Source organism: Nitritalea sp. (assembly GCF_054166705.1).
Map to the genome: position 1 here is coordinate 101,606 of NZ_JBSZCV010000002.1, position 17,586 is coordinate 119,191.

13 protein-coding genes are annotated in these 17,586 nt (G+C 52.3%); 9 read left to right on the forward strand and 4 right to left on the reverse strand.

Annotation, left to right across the window (positions count from 1 at the left end):
• Positions 1-2: 2 nt before the first annotated feature.
• The gene (locus tag ACXIT9_RS00755; RefSeq protein WP_458054338.1) at positions 3-1,055 is read right to left on the reverse strand and encodes an NAD(P)/FAD-dependent oxidoreductase; all 1,053 of its coding nucleotides are present in this window, start codon (positions 1,053-1,055) and stop codon (positions 3-5) included.
• A gap of 56 nt (positions 1,056-1,111) precedes the next feature.
• Between ACXIT9_RS00755 and ACXIT9_RS00760 the strand changes: the two genes are divergently transcribed.
• The 7 genes from ACXIT9_RS00760 to ACXIT9_RS00790 all read left to right on the forward strand — a co-directional run bounded on the left by ACXIT9_RS00760 (position 1,112) and on the right by ACXIT9_RS00790 (position 10,078).
• Entirely contained in the window at positions 1,112-1,759 is a 648-nt protein-coding gene (locus ACXIT9_RS00760) for an MBL fold metallo-hydrolase (RefSeq protein WP_458054339.1), read from the forward strand.
• 28 nt (positions 1,760-1,787) lie between these two features.
• A complete protein-coding gene (gene pssA / locus ACXIT9_RS00765; protein ID WP_458054340.1) occupies positions 1,788-2,495 on the forward strand; it encodes a CDP-diacylglycerol--serine O-phosphatidyltransferase in 708 nt (235 codons plus the stop codon).
• Positions 2,476-5,808 (forward strand): type IX secretion system sortase PorU, encoded by a 3,333-nt coding sequence (gene porU, locus ACXIT9_RS00770; RefSeq protein WP_458054341.1) that lies wholly within the window; start codon positions 2,476-2,478, stop codon positions 5,806-5,808. The genes pssA and porU overlap by 20 nt, the downstream gene beginning before the upstream one ends.
• Positions 5,805-7,019, forward strand: coding sequence for a type IX secretion system outer membrane channel protein PorV (porV, locus tag ACXIT9_RS00775; protein ID WP_458054342.1), 1,215 nt, complete (start codon positions 5,805-5,807; stop codon positions 7,017-7,019). Before porU ends, porV begins: the two co-directional genes overlap by 4 nt.
• Before the next feature lie 7 nt (positions 7,020-7,026).
• Positions 7,027-8,301, forward strand: a complete 1,275-nt coding sequence (locus tag ACXIT9_RS00780) for a M16 family metallopeptidase (protein WP_458054343.1) — start codon at positions 7,027-7,029, stop codon at positions 8,299-8,301.
• A gap of 59 nt (positions 8,302-8,360) precedes the next feature.
• Complete coding sequence (locus tag ACXIT9_RS00785; RefSeq protein WP_458054344.1) at positions 8,361-9,362, forward strand: mannose-1-phosphate guanylyltransferase; 1,002 nt, start codon at positions 8,361-8,363, stop codon at positions 9,360-9,362.
• A gap of 92 nt (positions 9,363-9,454) precedes the next feature.
• The gene (locus tag ACXIT9_RS00790) at positions 9,455-10,078 is read left to right on the forward strand and encodes an IMPACT family protein (RefSeq protein WP_458054345.1); all 624 of its coding nucleotides are present in this window, start codon (positions 9,455-9,457) and stop codon (positions 10,076-10,078) included.
• Here the strand turns inward: ACXIT9_RS00790 and ACXIT9_RS00795 are convergent.
• Together ACXIT9_RS00795 and nhaC are read right to left on the reverse strand one after the other, a co-directional pair.
• Complete coding sequence (locus tag ACXIT9_RS00795; RefSeq protein ID WP_458054346.1) at positions 10,067-10,666, reverse strand: 3'-5' exonuclease; 600 nt, start codon at positions 10,664-10,666, stop codon at positions 10,067-10,069. The two genes, ACXIT9_RS00790 and ACXIT9_RS00795, sit on opposite strands and share 12 nt — an antisense overlap.
• On the reverse strand, positions 10,663-12,144 hold the full coding sequence (gene nhaC / locus ACXIT9_RS00800) for a Na+/H+ antiporter NhaC (protein WP_458054362.1): 1,482 nt from the start codon (positions 12,142-12,144) through the stop codon (positions 10,663-10,665). Before nhaC ends, ACXIT9_RS00795 begins: the two co-directional genes overlap by 4 nt.
• A 142-nt stretch (positions 12,145-12,286) precedes the next feature.
• On the opposite strand from nhaC, the gene ACXIT9_RS00805 reads away from it, so the two are divergent.
• Positions 12,287-14,302, forward strand: coding sequence for a cation:proton antiporter domain-containing protein (locus ACXIT9_RS00805; RefSeq protein ID WP_458054347.1), 2,016 nt, complete (start codon positions 12,287-12,289; stop codon positions 14,300-14,302).
• A 128-nt stretch (positions 14,303-14,430) separates the two neighbouring features.
• Here the strand turns inward: ACXIT9_RS00805 and ACXIT9_RS00810 are convergent, their stop codons facing one another.
• A complete protein-coding gene (locus tag ACXIT9_RS00810; protein ID WP_458054348.1) occupies positions 14,431-16,773 on the reverse strand; it encodes a patatin-like phospholipase family protein in 2,343 nt (780 codons plus the stop codon).
• 264 nt (positions 16,774-17,037) lie between these two features.
• Here ACXIT9_RS00810 and ACXIT9_RS00815 point away from each other — a divergent pair, with 264 nt between their 5' ends.
• On the forward strand, positions 17,038-17,538 hold the full coding sequence (locus ACXIT9_RS00815) for a DUF4494 domain-containing protein (RefSeq protein WP_458054349.1): 501 nt from the start codon (positions 17,038-17,040) through the stop codon (positions 17,536-17,538).
• Positions 17,539-17,586 lie beyond the last annotated feature (48 nt).

Below are 17,586 nucleotides of genomic sequence, written 5' to 3' on the forward strand. Positions count from 1 at the left end.
CTCTAAATATACTTAAAAAAACGATTGATGTTTACTTCTTTTGGCACTTCCTTCCCCTCCAGCATAAAATCCATCAACACCTCACTGAAATAAGGCGCCAAAGACACTCCTTTGGCACCCAATCCATTCAGTACATAAACACCAGATGATTCGGGATGTTTACCTAAAATCGGTTTTCTGTCTTTCGTCGCCGGACGTAAGCCATGCCGATGCGCGAGCAGCTCATCCACAGGCGCTTGGACGAGCTTTTCCAGCTTTTCCAGCAGCTCCTTTTTCGCCCGCTCCGTCGGCCCCTCTTCCAGATCGAAATGCGTATACGTACTGCCCACACGGACACGATCCTGCCCCAGAGAAATACGAAAAACACCCCTATTCACGATGTAAGATAGCGTGGGCTGCTGGCGCAAATCCAAGATCTCGCCCTTCACTGGCGCAAAACCCGGAACCGAAAAGCGGCTGGCCTGGTGGGCACCCAGCCCGGTGCAGAGCACCAAAGCACGCGCCTGCACACCTTCATACAAAACAAGCCCCTCCTCTTCCCGGACCTGATCGAGCTGAAAGGCACTTTGGCGCAAAGCGCCTCGGGCTGAAAAATAAGCCGCCGCAGCATCTAAAAAAACAGGAATATCTACATACCCCGAGCGCTGTAAGGCCACCCCTCCATGTGGATCCCCCAGTGTCCTGTCGCGAGAATGCTGATAGACCTGCCGAATATAGGATGTATAATGGGGCTCGGCAGACTTACCCATCCACTCATTCTGCTCCTCCAAGCTCCAAAAAGGCCGATAAATCTCCATAGGGCGCAAGAAATCCGCCCCAAAGTCCACGGCACAGGCACTGTAAAAAGCCTCCAGGTCAGCAAAAAGAGCGTCAGCCATCCACGTCTTCACCATCTGCCTACCCGTGATCGGATTATACAAACCCGCAGCGATACGACTGCTGCGATTTTCTTCCGGACTATCGTAAATGAGTACCGAGTAGCCCCTTTTAAGCAACTTATACCCCAACACCGACCCGGCTAGGCCCTGCCCTACTAATAAAAAGTCAACTTCCATACCCAAAATTACAGCCTTTATTTTTAATTTTGATGTCCCCAAGAAGAGATTCCCCTATGCTGAAGATAAAAAAATTTACCTTTAACGCCTTCCAAGAAAACACTTACCTCGTCTACGACGAAACCGGAGATACACTTATCATCGACCCCGGCTGCTACGAAAAACGCGAACGAGATCAGTTGGCAGACTTTATCGCACAGCATAAGCTTCAGCCGAAAGCCCTCCTAAATACCCACTGCCACATCGACCATGTCCTCGGAAATGCCTGGGTGATGGCGCAGTATAAGCTCGGACTGGCGATCCATGAAGCGGAAGTGCCTGTGCTGAAAGCAGTAGAAAGCTATGCTGCCAACTATGGATTCCCGGCCTTTGCGCCCAGCAGCGCCACAGAATTCCTCAGCCCCGGCACAGACGTCCCGATCGGGAATACCCGATTAGAGGTACTTTTCGTCCCCGGACATGCCCCTGGACATGTGGTTTTTTACCATCCAGAAACGGCCCAACTCATCGCTGGGGATACCCTCTTTCAGGGCAGCATCGGTAGAACAGATCTCCCGGGGGGCGATCATGCCACCCTGCTCCGCTCCATCCGACAAGAGCTCTTTCAGCTTCCGGATGAAACGATCGTCTACTGCGGCCATGGCCCTGAAACCCGCATCGGTGTTGAAAAAATCCATAATCCCTTCGTAGGGGAACGTGCCTAACTTCCTCCCCTTGCCTAGCCCTGCTGTCATGTCCATCAAACGCCATATCCCGAATACCGTCACCTCGCTCAACCTGCTCACCGGCATCATCGGCATCCTGACCGTCGCCGGCGGAAATTACCTAGCAGGGCTTTATTTTATTTTGATCGCGGCAGTTTTCGACTTTTTAGATGGTTTTCTGGCGCGGATCCTTGGCGTGCACAGCGAAATCGGCAAGCAGCTGGACTCACTGGCGGATATGGTCACCTTCGGCGTGCTTCCCGCTTTGATCTTGCAGCAGTTTCTGGCTGCCTGCTGGCCTGAAGGAGGCTACTGGACCTATATTCCTTTTCTCATCGGCATTTTCTCCGCCCTCCGCCTGGCTAAATTCAATATCGACACGCGCCAAAGCGACCAGTTTATCGGCCTACCCACGCCGGCAAATGCTCTTTTTATGGGCAGCTGGCCGTTTTTGGTGGCTGCCAGCCCGGAAGCAGTCGCCACTGTCCTCGGCCATCCCGCCCTGCTGATCGCCCTAGCCCTGCTCTTTTCCTACCTATTGGTAGCCGAACTGCCCCTTATCGCCTTAAAATTTAAAAATTTCGGCTGGCGCCAAAATGCCTTTCGCTATGCCATCATCGCACTGAGCATCCCCGCTCTCCTGCTCGGCCAGGCTGCCGGTTTTCCTTTTATAATTTTATCGTATATTGGCCTGTCAGTAGCAGCGAATTTACGTCATGAAAGGAAGCAGGGTTAGGAAATCTATCGGCGGCATACCACGCAGTGGGCCGTTTTTCCGTGCCCTACTTTTGGCCATCGGCCTACTCCCCTTCTGCCCTTTACAGGCTCAGAACGTCTACCGCTTTCCCGTCACCGAGACCGGGGTCATCGCTATACCGGGAGCGCAGCTGCGCAGCCTGGGGTTTCAGCCCGAGACAGTCCGCATCATGGGGCGGGGCGGTATGCTACCGCAAAGGCTGGACAGTGGCCAACACTTTACGCTCAGCGAAAGTCCGAGCCTCTGGGAGGCCGACACCCTCTTCGCGCTGGTGGAAGGACCTCATCTCTGGCAAAGTAGCCCCATGGGTGAACTGCGTTACCAGCATCACCTCTACAGCGATACCCTCTATTATGAACTTCGCGCAGGTCTTCCCCTGCACCGCTTGACGCTGGAAAGGGGTGAAGATGTAGCACCGGCATCGACGGAAGCTGTAGCGAGCAGCAGCGAAATACCACGCTTTTGGCTGCACTTACAGACGGTGAAAGAGGAGCGCTTCAACTTGCTCTCTTCAGGTAGAAACTGGTACAGCGATGCCGTCTTTTCGGGCAATCGCTATACATGGAGCAGACAGGATCAGCCTGCGGCTAGCCCCGCTGCTACGAGGCGCTACCTGCTGCAAGCCCGCTGGATGGGGGCCGCCTTCAGCCCCTTGAATGTGGAGATCAGCAGTGATGTGGGCCCCGTGGGCAGCGGTCAAATCCCGGCTATCGTCAGCAGCCCCTTTGGCGTGCAGGGGCGGGAGCAGGTGGACAACTGGGAATTTAGCGCAGCAGCAGCCCCCTCAGAAATTCGACTGCAGCCCCAAAGTAGCCATGCGAATGCAGCGCTTTATGTCGATCATCTCGGGCTATTTCAAGAAGTAGCTCTGCAAGCCGGCCTCGAAGGGCTACTTTTTCCCAAAGATGTAAGGAATCCGCTGCGCGGAAATCTCGCCATGGGGCAGCGACTCTGGATACAGGATTCCACGGGACGCTGGCAGGTTTTCAGCAAGCACTTTACGGTGTCCGCGATGCAAAAGGCCTTCTTGCAGGTCTCTGGCCGCGCCCAGCTTTTGCCCGAAGGGCGTCGGCTTCCAGCGGCTCCAGATGTGCTGCAGGGCAGACCTGCATTGATTATCGTGACCGCCCCGCGCTTTCGTGCGGCAGCGGAAAGGCTGGCCCAGTTTCGGCGGAGCCAAGGTCTTCAGGTGCAGGTCATCAGTCCCCAGGAGGTGTACGAAGCCCTGCATGCTGGCACGCGGGATATCACTGCGCTCCGTAATTATTTGGCACATCACTTCCAGGCCGGCCACCTCCGGCATGTGCTTTTCTTCGGGAAGGGCACCTTTGATTATAAAGGTCGCCTGGGTGGCTTTCCGAATACCGTGCCCACCTACACCTCACGCAATAGCCTAGAGCCGCTGGCCACCTACAGCTCAGATGATTTTTTTGCCCTTTTGGCCCCGGGCCAAGGGGAATGGACGGAGGGAGCAGCAGCTACGCCGGAAATGCTGCAAATAGGTGTGGGCCGCTTGCCCGTCGTCACGCAGGCAGAAGCCGATGCGGTGGTGGAGAAGTTGATCGCCTACAGCAGCAGCGCGCCGGAAGGGGCATGGCGTAAGCAGCTGGCCTTTCTGGTGGACGATGGCGATAATAACATCCACTTGCAAGATGCCGAGCAGCACAGCCGTTTCTTGGGGGAGCAATTCCCCGGATTCGTCCAGGAAAAGATCTACCTCGACCGCTTTCCGCTGGAGCGCAGAGCGGGGGGGCGTGCCCGTAGTCCGGAGGCGCAGCGTGCGCTCTTAGCGCGCTGGGAGGCAGGGATGCTCTTGCTTAATTTTATCGGCCACGGAAATGAGAGTACGCTGACGGAGGAGGAAGTTTTTTCGGTTAATGACTTGCCTAGGCTTCCTGCTGGAGCGCCCCTGCCGATCGTGGTGACGGCCACCTGTGCGTTTGGCCGGATGGACAGTCCCTTCCTGCGCTCCGGAGCGGAACGTCTGCTTACCTTACCAGAGCGGGGTGCGGTGGCGCTTCTCAGCACAGGCAGGCCTGTGTTTAGCAGTGTGAACTTCACCTTAAATGAGGCCTTTATGCGCAGCGCCTTTTCCCGAGACGAAGGGGGCCGGCCTCAGGAGCTGGGAGAGATCTACAAAGCCACCAAAAATCTGAGCCACAGCGGTGTGTTAAACCGAAATTTCAGTTTGATCGGTGACCCGAGCATGCGCATCGGCTTGCCGGAGTATGCGGTGCTGGTCGAGGAGCTTACCGATCCGGGGGGAGCGGCGCTGGACACCTTACGTGCCTTCCAGCGCTTCCATTTACAGGGCAGCGTGGTGGATCCGCTAACAGGAGCCACCCTCAGCCTGCGCGGCGGAGAGGTCGAGGTGAGTTTATTTGATAAGCCCAGCACCTTGCGTACGCTGGGGCAGACCAGCAGTGTCACCTCCTTTTCAGACGATCAAAACCGCCTGTTTCGCATTTCCTCACCGCTGGTGGATGGGCGCTGGAAGGCGAGCGGCATGATGCCTCAGCAGATGGATTACCGGGATGGGGCAGGGCGCTTTCGTTTATTCGCGCAGCTAGAGGAGGGCAGCACAGCTTGGGGAGCTACTCGTCCGACCGTGGGCGGCAGCTTAGCCCCGCCGGAGGATCGAGAACCTCCACACATACGTCTGGAGATCCTAGCCGATGCGGATGAGAATGGCCGGTATGGTCTCGGCCAGCTCCCTTACCGTCTGCATTTTCGTGACAGCAGCGGCATAAACAGCAGCCCTGTTCAGCTGGGGCAGGACCTGCTCCTCCAGCTCCATGAGGGGGAGCCAGAGGTGCTAAATGCCCGCTTTCGCTCTATCGGCGGCGATATGCGGCGTGGGGAGCTGCAGGGGAACCTGCTTGGCTTAGTAGAAGGAGAAAACCGCATACGTGTCGAAGCTTGGGACATCGTAGGCAATAAAGGGGTTTTGGATACCAGCATTTTCGTGCAGGACATTCGCCAGTTTCGGATCCTAGCGCAGCGACTTTACCCGAACCCGGGGGCAGGACGGCGGCAGATGGATTTGCAGCATAATCGTCCTGGTGAAAACCTTGTGGGGACATTTCGGGTTTTTAGCCTTACGGGTCAAATACTACTCGAAAAACAATTACGTTATCCTTTGGCTGAGGCGCAACTTCAAGGCATTCCATTGAATTTTTTAGACGAGAAGGGGCGAATAAATGCAAAAGGAACTTATATTTACAAGATAGAGCTCCGTTCAGAAAAGGATGGAACCTCTGATCAAAGAAGTGGAAAACTGATTATCGAATGAGATTAAGGAAAAAAAGCTGTGTATCACTCCTCATCGCAGGTGCCCTTTTCGGGTTAAACCACTTCGCGAATGCTCAGAACTCCATCGTGCTTTCTGGGCAGGATCAAAACGGCAGAAGGGTCATTACGACAGCAGTCCCTTTCTTGAACTTTGCACCTGACAGTCGGCACTCGGCTATGGGTGATGTAGGAGTAGCGACAAGTGCGGACGCGAACGCCGCACACTGGAATGCGGGGAAGTTGGCCTTTAATGAGCAGCCGATGGCCGTGGCACTCTCCTACTCTCCTTGGCTGGGAAGACTAGTAAACGATATGTCCGTCAGTTACCTGGCTGGATATAAAAAAATAGATGAAAACTCTGCCTTTGGCTTTGACTTGCGTTTCTTTAACATGGGTGACGTACAGCTCACAGATGAGATGGGAAATGAGCTGGGGGAATTTAATCCACGCGATATCGCTATCGGGGGCACCTACTCCCGAAAACTTTCTGAGAAGTTCGGCCTTGGCATTTCGGCACGCTTCATCCATTCTAATCTCTCCGGAAATCTTTCCTCAGCGGGAGGCAGTGAAGCACGTCCCGGCACCTCAGTAGGGGCGGATATCGGTGTATACTATCGAAACGCTTATACGACAGAGGCAGGAAAAGACCGCGTATTTTCTTGGGGGGCCACTATAACGAATATCGGACCACGAATCACCTATAATAGCGCCGAAGATTTAGATTATATCCCGACTAACCTCCGCGTGGGTGCGGCCTATCAACTCTTCTTGGATGCTGACAATAGCCTGACCTTTGCGCTTGACTTGAATAAGCTGCTAGTGCCCACACCGCCCGTTTTCGAGCGGAACGAAGACAATACCATCGTGACAGACACGAATGGAAATCCCATCATCGCAGCAGGTCGCGATCCGAACCGTCCGCTGTTAAATGGGATGTTTACCTCCTTTTTCGATGCTCCAGATGGTTTCGTGGAGGAACTGCAGGAAATCACCATTTCCACCGGTGTAGAATACCTGTATAAGAACACCTTTGCGGTACGCGCAGGATACTTTTACGAAAATCCGAGAAAAGGCGGAAGGCGTTATTTTACGATGGGCGTCGGCTTTAATTATCAGCGATTAGGTTTTGACTTCTCCTATTTGGTTCCACAAACGCAAAATCATCCGCTAGCAGAGACACTTCGTTTAACGCTTGCCTATCGATTCAACTAATCTGACCATGTCATTATTACGTGCTGAGGCACCTCCTTTACATGCGCCCGAGGCCTTACGCCTGGAAAATCCACAGTTTTTCACCCTTCCGAACGGGTTAAAAGCCTACTACATGCCCACTCCGGGCATCGAGGCGGTAAAGCTAACGGTGGTAGCTGCTGTACCTGGCGACATTTCCTCTCCTAAGCTTAACCGGCTAAGCGCTTATTTCACGTTAAAGATGCTCTCTGAGGGCACCACCGCGCAGAGCGGTGAGCAGCTCGATCAGTTTTTTGACTTCCATGCCAGCGAGATCGAACACATCCAGGGACTGGAGCAGATCGGGCTAAGCCTGCTGAGCACGAAAAAACATTTTGCCCGCGTACTCCCGGTCTTTCGCTCCTTGTTTACGGAGGCCAACTTCCCAGAGGAGCGCTTAGACAAGCTGAAGAAGCAGAAGCAGTTGAGTTTAAAATTGCGCTTTCAACGCAATAACCAATGGGCCAGTCAGCGCTTCCGCTCCCTGCTTTTCGGGCCTGAGCACCCCTATGGAGAAATCAGCACCGCAGCAGATGTGGACGCGATCACCCGGGAGGACTGTGTCGCCTTCTTGCAGCAGCACCTTTGGGCGGAGCCCGTACTTTACCTCAGCGGCCAATTTGATGAGCTTAGCTTGCGCCAGGTGATGGATGCCTTCGTGGACTTGCCTGTTAAAGCTGCGGAACCTATCGGCCAACATTTTCCGACCCTCTTTCCGGAAAAAGTATATGAGGTCCGGGAGGAAGCACTCCAGAGTAGCATTCGCATCGGGACACATCTCATGCACAAAGCGCATCCCGACTATCTTCCCTTCTACGTTTTTAACGTGTTTTTAGGGGGCTACTTCGGCTCGCGGCTGATTAAAAATATCCGTGAAGACAAGGGGCTTACCTATGGAATCTACAGCAGTATCGGTAGCTTAAAGAGCCAAGAATACTGGGTGCTGATGGCGGATGTGGAGAAGTCGCAGCTGCCGCTCGCCCTTCGCGAAATTTATTTGGAAATCGAGCGCATGCTGGAAGAACCTCTCCCTGCCGATGAGGTGGAGGTGGTTCGCAACTATCTCGCCGGAAGCTTTTTGTCTAAATTTAGCAATGCCTTCGACCTGATGGAACACTATAAAGCAGTAGACAAGCAGGGTCTGGACATGCGCTTTTATGAGGCGCAGCTCCAGTATGTGAAAGATTTTCGGCCAGCAGACATCCAGGCTGTGGCCAAAAAATACGTACAACTTCCGCGTTTGCTTGAGGTGGTCGTCGGATAAGTGTCTGCCTGCACCGGGAAGCACCCGGTGGCATTTTTTTTTAACCCAAATCTTATAACGTGAAAAAAATTAACGTCATTCTTTCAGGCGGAGTCGGCAGTCGGCTTTGGCCCCTTTCCCGAGAAAAACAACCTAAGCAGTACTTGCCCATTTTTGAGGGCCATACGCTTTTTCAGCATACCGCACTGCGGAATCAGCGTCTCGTCGATGCACTTATGGTGGTCGGAAATCAAGAAAATTATCAGCTCTCGCGCCAAAATTTAGAAGCTATCGGGCTAGAGGCTGCGTATGAGTTGATCGAATCCACGCCCCGTAATACCGCTGCGGCCATCGCATTTGCGGCGCTTCAGGCGGCACCGGAAGATTTACTTTTCATCACCCCATCCGATCACCTCATCGAAGCGGGGCCGCGATACGATGCTGCCGTCGCCCGGGCCTTCGAGCTGGCCGAAGAAGGGGCGATCGTGACCTTTGGGCTGCAGCCCGACAGTCCGGAGACGGGCTATGGTTACATCCAGGCCGTAGGCGAAAAAGTGATGGGCTTCCGCGAAAAGCCGAATAAAGAAACCGCAGAAAATTTCTTGAAGCAAGGCAACTATTTCTGGAACAGCGGCATGTTCTGCTTCCGTGCGGGGGTCTTCTTACAGGAGTTAGAGCGGCTGGAGCCGGAAGTACTGCGTACAGCCGAGCAGGCCTTAGCACAGGCAGCGGATGGATTTCTGCCCCTAGAGGCCTCCTTAAAAATCCCCTCCATCTCAGTGGATTATGCTGTCATGGAGCGTACGCGGCAGATCAAGATGGTGGGAGCTGCCTTTAACTGGTCCGATATGGGCTCTTTTCTTTCTATTTACACCTACTTTAAGGCAAAGGGCCACCCGGTAGATCGAAATGGCAATATGGTGTTCGGCACAGCGCTACACACCGAATTTTTAGGCCTCTCCCACTGCATGTTGGTTCACACGCCGGATGCACTTCTGGTCCTGGCGCTCGAGCATGCGCAAGACGTGAAAAAAATCTATGAACGCCTCGGCAAGGAACGGCCCGAGCTGGTGAAAGGGTAAGGATAGAGCGGGTGCCCCGTAAGGAGGGAGTTTTACAGGTAGAATCGGATAGAAAGTCCAGTAAACTAGCGCGTAATTGATATCTTTGTACCATGTCAGAAGCGCCCCCTACAGATGCCTATTGGACCCTTGCTGCCCCTGCTGAAGCTTTTTTAAAGGAAAAAGGAAGCAAGTTCCTCGCCTACGCCTTTCCAGTGCAAGATAAAGAGGACGTAAAAGTGCGGCTCGAAGAGCTGCGAAAAGTGCACTACGACGCACATCATCACTGCTATGCCTATCGCCTGGGTGTGGCGGGGGAAGAGTTTCGTGCCCATGATGACGGGGAGCCCCACCACAGTGCGGGGGATCCCATCTTGGGACAAATACGCTCTTTTAACCTGAGTCATGTGCTGGTCGTCGTCGTGCGCTATTTCGGAGGCACCAAGCTCGGTGTGGGTGGCCTGATAACTGCGTATAAAGAAGCCGCCCGCATGGTTTTGGCAGAGGCGACCTTGGAAGAGCGCCTGGTGAAGACGCATTTCCACGTACACTTCGACTACCCGCTGATGAATGAAGCCATGCAGCTGGTGAAAAGTTTAGAACCAGAGGTGGTCAATCAAGATTTCGGGCTGAGCTGCACCTTACACCTGGCGATTCGCAAATCCCGCGAAGAGGAACTCCTCCAAGCTTTCCAAGACATTCACGGCATCCGTGTCCAAACAGATTCACTCGAATAAATCATCTAAGTAGCCTGCATCGAAGAGGCGATCGAAAATAGCCAGACAAGCCCAAGCATCCGTAGCTGCATATAAAAGTTGCTTATCCGTAAGGGTATCCGCTTCCCAGTTGGAAACCTGCTCGGATTTAGAGATTCGGATGTTCAGCACCATGGCTGATAGGTTGCGCACGCCCACATTATGGAAGCCCACGCGCTTCAGTTCCTCGTTTAGGTCGAAGAAATTTTGCTCTAAGAAGGTGGGGTCTATTTTGCGCAGGGCGCGCAAATCATCCAAAACGGCCGCCCCTACCTTTAGAATATCTTGATTTTCGAGGAGCCCTTTTATCTGAGGGGGGAAACCCACATGTTGGAGGCGAAAAAGAAAGGCTTCCTCCGAGGTGGACAGCTGGAGCAGGGACACCTTATACTGCGTGCCTTTCCGAAACGAGGGACGTGTCTCCGTATCGAAGCCAATCACCGTTTCTTCACGCAGCCGCTCGAAAGCCTCCTGTACCTGTTCAGGCTTATCGATCAGATGAATTTTCCCTTCAAAAGCCCCGAGGGGGAGTTCATTAACTGCATCTTTACTGATGCTCATCGGTATCATACCTGCAATTCCTTTTTTATTTCTAAAAGCTCTTCTTCCGTGTAATAGTTTATGCCCAGCTTAAAATACCCATATAAAATCGTCATAAAAGGGCTGATGATATTAAAGAAGCAGTACGGCGCATAGGTAAGCGTGGCCACTCCCAGCACGGACGCTTGCGTGGCGCCACAGGTGTTCCATGGGATCAGCACTGAGGTTACCGTAGCACTATCTTCCAGGGTACGGCTTAGATTTTCCCCCTTTAGGCCGCGCTTCTTATAGATGTCTGCATACATACGTCCGGGCACTAAGATGGCCAGGTACTGGTCCGAGGTGGTCACATTAAAGAACACACAGGTGGCCGCCGTGGATGCGATAAGTGAACCGATGCTGTGCACACGTCGAATGACCGCTTCGGCTAACACCCGGAGCATGCCGCTTTCCTCCATGATTCCACCGAAGATCATGGCGCAGATGATCAGCCAGATCGTATTCAGCATCCCGGCCATCCCTCCAGTCTGCAGGAGCTCGTTCACCACTTCATTTGAGGTGCTGACCGCGATTTCCCCATAAAGTGCCTGCATGACACTTCGGAAACTTTGGTAGGCGAAACCCGCATCCGGTGCCTCGCTGATTAGGGCGATGATTTCAGGCTGAAAAATGACGGCCGCTACCCCGCCGAGTAGCGCCCCTACCAGAAGGGCAGGAACTGCTGGAGTTTTTTTGATGATCAGGAAAAGCACCACGGCGGGTACGAGGAACAACCAGCCAGTGATGGTAAACTTCTCGGCGATCACTTCGCTGATTTCACGCACCTGATTCACCGAACCTGCCGCATCGGTGTAAAAACCGATGACAAGGAAAATGAGGATCGTGATACTGATGGAGGGCACTGTCGTTTTCGTCATGTGTCGGATATGGGTGAACAGATCCGTTCCGGCCATGGCTGGCGCCAAATTCGTGGTATCCGAGAGCGGAGACATCTTATCCCCGAAGTAGGCCCCCGAAATAATAGCCCCACCGATAAGCCCTTCACTAAAGCCTAATGCCTTACCGATTCCTAAGAGCGCCACCCCTACTGTGGCGACCGTCGTCCAGCTGGAGCCCGTAGCGATGGCCACGACCGCACCGATGATGCAGGCCGCCACCAGGAAAATACCCGGAGTTAGGATTTTAAGCCCATAGTAAATCATCGCTGGCACGATACCACTCAGCAGCCAGGTCCCTGCCAGCGCTCCGATAAGCAGTAAAATCAGAATACTTGACATAGCCGAGCTGATACTGTTAATGACCCCATCCTGCAGCTGCTCCCAGCGATACCCGAGGCGAAGGACCGCTACCAGACCCGCTACTGCCGCACTGAGAATCAGTACAATTTGGTTCGATCCGCTCAGCCCCTCATCGCCAAAAACGGAAATATTTATCACCAGTAAGACGATCAAAAAGAGAATCGGGAAGAGTGCCTCTAAGATGTTTGCCTCACGGACAGTTTGTTTCATCATACTTATAACTCACACAAAAATTCTTGTAAAAAAGGAAAATTAGTAAAAATTTGACCATTTCCATAACCTAAGCCGAAATACGGTCTCAGTTTTTTTCCGTAATTTGCCTATTAATCGAAAATGAACTAGCTACTATTTTATGACTGGATTAATACTTGCAGCCGCAGAACTGCCCATTTTATCGGATTTGGTCATTATTTTCGGCTTAGCTACAGGGGTAATTTTGCTGTTTACGCGCTTTAAACTTCCTACCATCATCGGCTTTTTACTCACAGGCACGGTAGCAGGACCCTTCGGCCTTTCTTTAGTAAATGACTCCAGCGTCGTAGAAACTTTATCAGAAATAGGAGTCATTCTCTTACTTTTCGTGATCGGCATGGAATTCTCCCTAAAAAACCTGTTCTCCATCCGAAAAGCGGTGCTACTGGGTGGAGGTCTCCAGGTCCTACTAACCATCGCTGCCACCGCTGTTTTAGCTAACTTCCTTGGCTTCGACTGGAATATCGCCGTATTTTTAGGCTTCCTTTTCGCTCTCAGTAATACCGCTATCGTCCTCAAGCTGCTACAGGAATCAGGCGAGATGGCCACTATCCCCGGAAGAACCACGCTGGCCATCTTGATCTTTCAAGATATCATCATCGTTCCGATGATGCTGCTCACGCCTATGCTAGCAGGACAAGCTGATAATGTAGGATTGGAAATTACACTTATGCTCCTAAAAGGATCGGCTGTCATCGGACTTACTATCGTGACTGCTCGATACATCATGCCCGCGATTTTATACAGAATCGTTAAAACTCGAAACGAAGAACTCTTCTTACTGAGTATCATCGTCATATGCTTCGCCGTTGCCTATCTAACCTCCCTACTTGGACTTTCCATCGGCTTAGGGGCTTTCTTAGCAGGATTGATTATTTCTGAATCCGACTATAGCCATCATGCCACAGGCCTGGTACTTCCTTTCCGAGAAATTTTCCTAAGCTTCTTCTTCGTTTCTGTAGGGATGCTCTTCGATATACAGTTTTTGTTCGAGAACTTTCTGGTCATTCTAGGCTTTACCCTAATTACCTTTGTAATCAAGTTCATAATCATTAGCATCTCTGTAAAAAGTATAGGCCAGGGAGCAAAATCAGCCTTTATGGTCGGCTTTAGTATCTTCCAAATAGGTGAATTCTCCCTGCTGCTAGCGAAAGAGGGGGTTCGCTTTTCCCTACTAGATGATACGAGCTACCAGTACTTTTTAGCCATCTCGATTCTGACCATGGCCCTTACTCCTTTTGTGCTAAAAGCGAGAGAAAATCTCGCCTGCCGCTTATTGGCCATCCCGCTCCCAAAGCGAATTAATGACCGCCTAAAGAAAAACAAAGAGGTAATCCCCGCTCCTGAAATCAAAAACCTACGTGACCACTTGGTTATCATCGGTTTTGGACTGAACGGACGAAATCTAGCGAAAGCCGCGAAATCAGCAGATATCCCCTATGCAATCATCGAAATGAACCCCGAAACCGTAAAGGAAGAGGGCGCAAAAGGTGAACCCATACTCTATGGTGACGCAGCGAATAGCGTGGTACTCGAACATGTGCATGCAGGACAAGCTCGCGTCATCGTAATCGCCATCTCAAACGCAGAAGCTACCAAAAGAATTGTAGCCCAAATCCGTATGATGTCTAGTAACCCTACTGTCATCGTCAGAACCCGCTACATTAACGAAATAGACGAAAACATTCGTCTCGGAGCAAATGAGGTCATCCCCGAAGAGTTCGAAACATCCATCGAGATTTTTAATCGTGTGCTAAGCAAATACCTCGTCCCTCGCCATGACATCGAAGCCTTCACCCGTGAAATTCGCTCCCATAACTACGACATGTTCCGCAGTGTGGACCCCGCGGGAGATATCAAGTTCCAAATGGAACTTCCTGCTATCAACTTTGTGAGCATCGCCGTAGAAAAAGACAATGGCGCCTTCATCAACAAGGCCCTTAAAGAAACCCATGTTCGTGAAAAAACAGGCGTCAACATCGTGGCCATCAAGCGTGGTGCGAAAACCATCACCGAAATTTCTGGAAATGACAAGCTAAAGCTCGGCGATATCGTCTATGCCGTCGGCAAAAATGAGAACTTGGAAAAATTAGCAAAAGAACTGGAGGTTGACTAGGACCCGATAGGTATACAAAGCCTCGTTGCAGCGGAAGAAAGCCGGAGCCAAAAGCCCTTTTCAAGAGGAGACAACTAGCGCCATGCACACCGTCTCCTGAGGGCAGCCCCCCTTTTATGGCTACATATCTACTCCTCTAGATGTACCTGCGTCAGCCGAATGGCTCCCGTCTCAGCATCTGCATTCGGCCAAGCGGCCATGATGGCTTCAAAACGAGCCAGGCTGGCTTGATTCTCCGGCCGATTTAAATTGTTGATGATCGACAACTTCTCGCGGGAAGTCAGCCGCCAGTTCAGCGAAGCACGCTGCACCTCGAGCTCATCCGCCGAATAAGTCCCACTGGGATTCCGATCCTTCAAGTAGCTGCTCGCAGCATATTCAAAAGGCACACGCTCGATAGGAAAGGGCATCTGCTCCCGCATGTAATTCAGTAAGGCCTCATTGTGCAGCGTCTGCACATTGTCCCAGTTGACCAAAACCCCACGCAGTGGCGTAAAAAACTTTTGCAGCAAGCCGCGCGACACATTTTCCTCGATCTCCTCCACCTTCTCACTATCCCGAATCGTCAGCAGCACCACCCCGGAGGTATGCCTCTCGATCCACTCCTGAAAGGTCGCCACAAAGCGCAGCGCATCCTGTATCCCGAAATTATCCGACAGGCCCGCATCCATGGTCTCCATCCGCGGCAGGGTGGGCAGCTGAATGTTTGGCGTCACATAAGGAAAAGTCGCCGCCATTCGCAAGGCCGAGCTAAAGCGCAAGTCTTGCGCACCATATGCCTCAAAAAACCGTGTAAAAGACAGCCCCTGCACCTTTTCCGATACACCGGAGGCCGCTAACACTGCAGAAGAGGCCCCCAAATACCCCATCGGGCTGGCACTGATGATCAGCTTGCGCCCATCATTCGTAATCAGTGGGTTAATCGGCAGCAGCGGCAGCTCCGCCAGCTGCTCGCCCGCACGAAAATGCTGCAGCGGCACATCCAGCAGCCCCTCCGTATTTTTATTGAGCTGCTGCTCGAATGCGAAGCCCCTGTCCTTCAGGTAGCGCTTGCCCCCATACTCGAAATGCTGTCTGCGAATTAAAATATCATTCACCAGCAGCGTGAATATAATCGGATTTAAGTTGTCAGCAGCGATTTTCTCCCGATAGCGGGTCTCCAAAAGCGGATAGGCCACAGGATCCTTTAGATGCGCCTGATACAGGGCTCGAAAATAAGCCGCCCCCACCAGACCGCCCGAAGCACCGGTGATCAGGCGGGTGTTGGCCATAAACCGACCCGGGGCCAAAGCCTCCAGCTGCTGCAGCAGGTGAAAGGTCCACAGCGCGGCCCGCTGCCCTCCCCCACTCGTGGTGACGATCAGCAGTGGTGGTGGGCTGTCCGCCGGATACTGCGCACGCCAGCGGTCTAATATCCGCTCCGTATCCTCCCGGTCCGCGCGCAGGTCTTCCTCCTGGCTAGCCTCCTCGATGGCCGCCAAATTATAGACTTTGGGCGGCAGCCCGTAATCCAAGCCGAAGGCCTCATGCGGACGGTTGAGCCACTGCGTCTTACTCGCAAAATTAAAGAGCAGCAGGATACCCACTACCGCCAGGGTGGTCCACTCCCGAAGCCAAAAAGAAAGCGCCCCTACCGCCATCATCAGCACGGTAAGCATAAGCAGCCCACTCGCCGCGGCCGGAATCTGCAGCAGCGGAATCTCGCGCAGGAAGCCCAGCAAAAAAAGTAGCGTAAACAGCCCCACCTGTATCAACACCAGATTCAAGTGATTCTGATCGAAAACGCGTAGCAGCTTGCCACTTTCAAAGTCCCGTAGATCGCTCCGCACCGGCTCCCAGCGCCAGCCCCAGCTCAGAAAATGTGTGACCTTATAGCGATCTCGCTTGCGCTCCTTATACTGCTGAAGCATATTTGCCCGCGGAATTTTCGTTTTTTTCAGACGGCGCTCGACTTCGTCGGCAAAAAGGATGAAGAAATGCTTATTCGTAAAGCCGAAATACACGAAAAAAAGGATAAACGTGAGCAGCGAGCCCAGCCCGAAGCCCAGAAAATGCACCCAAGGAGTGAATGGACTCTCTGGCAGGTTTTGATACTGGAAACGGACGAACTGAACGATATATATGAGGTAAAAAATCAGGGGAATAAGCCCATTGTTCACACAAAACTGCAGGAAGGGCCTTTCTATCACGGCCAGAAACTTAAACTTGGCACCATCCAATATGTATGTCGTCATATGAAAGCCCATGGTAAACAAAGCCAGGGCGATGCCTAATATAAAAAAGCTTTGGAAAGAGACCGCATTCAGATACTCGGGGTCTAAAAATAAAAAGGGGATACCCAAAATGCCTCCAAAGCGCTCAAAAATGATCAAAAAAAGCAGTAGCCACAGCGCCAGCAGCAGCAAATTCTTGCGCAGATGCAAGAGCAGCAGCTGAACGGGAAAGGCATAGCGAAGACGATGGTGTGGCATAGCAGTTTCCATTTAAGGCAAGGGATTTCTTCTACACAGAACCTTTCCTACGCGAAAAAGATAGGAAAAACACCCTAATGTTGACAAGATATACGCACTTTTTCGTCGCTCGTTCCTAAAATTTGGCGATTTAGACGAAAAAAAGAAGAGAAAGGGAGCCATTCATAAAAACCCTTTGGCCCCCGGACTAAAAAAAGGCAGCGATCAGATTTGGCTGCGCAGCGCAGAACCTGTACCTTCGTAGGCGATAAATTTTTACCCCTTATGAGAACCTGGTTTTTATGTAAAGTCAAGTATGCCAAGGAAGATGAACAAGGCCTACTGAAAAATGTGTCCGAGCAGTATCTGGTCGATGCCGTTTCCTTTACCGAGGCAGAAGCCCGCATTTACGACATGCTGGGCTCGGTGATCCGTGGGGACTTCCAGGTCACAAATATCAGCAAAAGTAATATCGTGGATGTCTTCTTCTACGAGGACATCGACCTCTGGCACAAATGTAAAATCACCTATGTGGTGGCAGATGCCGACAGCGGAAAGGAAAAAAAAGTCACGCAGTACATGCTCGTGACCGCCATAGATGTGAAACAGGCCTATGAGCGCATTCACGAGAGCCTAAGTAACATGCTCGTCACCTTCCGCGTGCCGGATATCACCGAAAGCCCGATCGTGGAAATTTTCCCTTATGAGCGAGAAGATGAGGAGCTCCTGCCACCGCCGCCACCGAACCTTAGACCTCTAAACGAAGGAGAAGGAAACGTAGAGTAGGCCTGGCCGGCCAAAAGTCGCTGGGCTAACAAAAGGCAGGAGACATCT

Excerpts from the sequence above, each read along its gene's own strand:
- porU (WP_458054341.1), top strand. The coding sequence starts at position 2,476 with ATGAAAGGAAGCAGGGTTAGGAAATCTATCGGCGGCATACCACGCAGT.
- ACXIT9_RS00795 (WP_458054346.1), bottom strand. The coding sequence starts at position 10,666 with ATGATACCGATGAGCATCAGTAAAGATGCAGTTAATGAACTCCCCCTC.
- ACXIT9_RS00805 (WP_458054347.1), top strand. The coding sequence starts at position 12,287 with ATGACTGGATTAATACTTGCAGCCGCAGAACTGCCCATTTTATCGGAT.
- pssA (WP_458054340.1), top strand. The coding sequence starts at position 1,788 with ATGTCCATCAAACGCCATATCCCGAATACCGTCACCTCGCTCAACCTG.
- ACXIT9_RS00760 (WP_458054339.1), top strand. The coding sequence starts at position 1,112 with ATGCTGAAGATAAAAAAATTTACCTTTAACGCCTTCCAAGAAAACACT.
- ACXIT9_RS00790 (WP_458054345.1), top strand. The coding sequence starts at position 9,455 with ATGTCAGAAGCGCCCCCTACAGATGCCTATTGGACCCTTGCTGCCCCT.
- ACXIT9_RS00780 (WP_458054343.1), top strand. The coding sequence starts at position 7,027 with ATGTCATTATTACGTGCTGAGGCACCTCCTTTACATGCGCCCGAGGCC.
- ACXIT9_RS00815 (WP_458054349.1), top strand. The coding sequence starts at position 17,038 with ATGAGAACCTGGTTTTTATGTAAAGTCAAGTATGCCAAGGAAGATGAA.
- porV (WP_458054342.1), top strand. The coding sequence starts at position 5,805 with ATGAGATTAAGGAAAAAAAGCTGTGTATCACTCCTCATCGCAGGTGCC.
- ACXIT9_RS00810 (WP_458054348.1), bottom strand. The coding sequence starts at position 16,773 with ATGCCACACCATCGTCTTCGCTATGCCTTTCCCGTTCAGCTGCTGCTC.
- nhaC (WP_458054362.1), bottom strand. The coding sequence starts at position 12,144 with ATGAAACAAACTGTCCGTGAGGCAAACATCTTAGAGGCACTCTTCCCG.
- ACXIT9_RS00755 (WP_458054338.1), bottom strand. The coding sequence starts at position 1,055 with ATGGAAGTTGACTTTTTATTAGTAGGGCAGGGCCTAGCCGGGTCGGTG.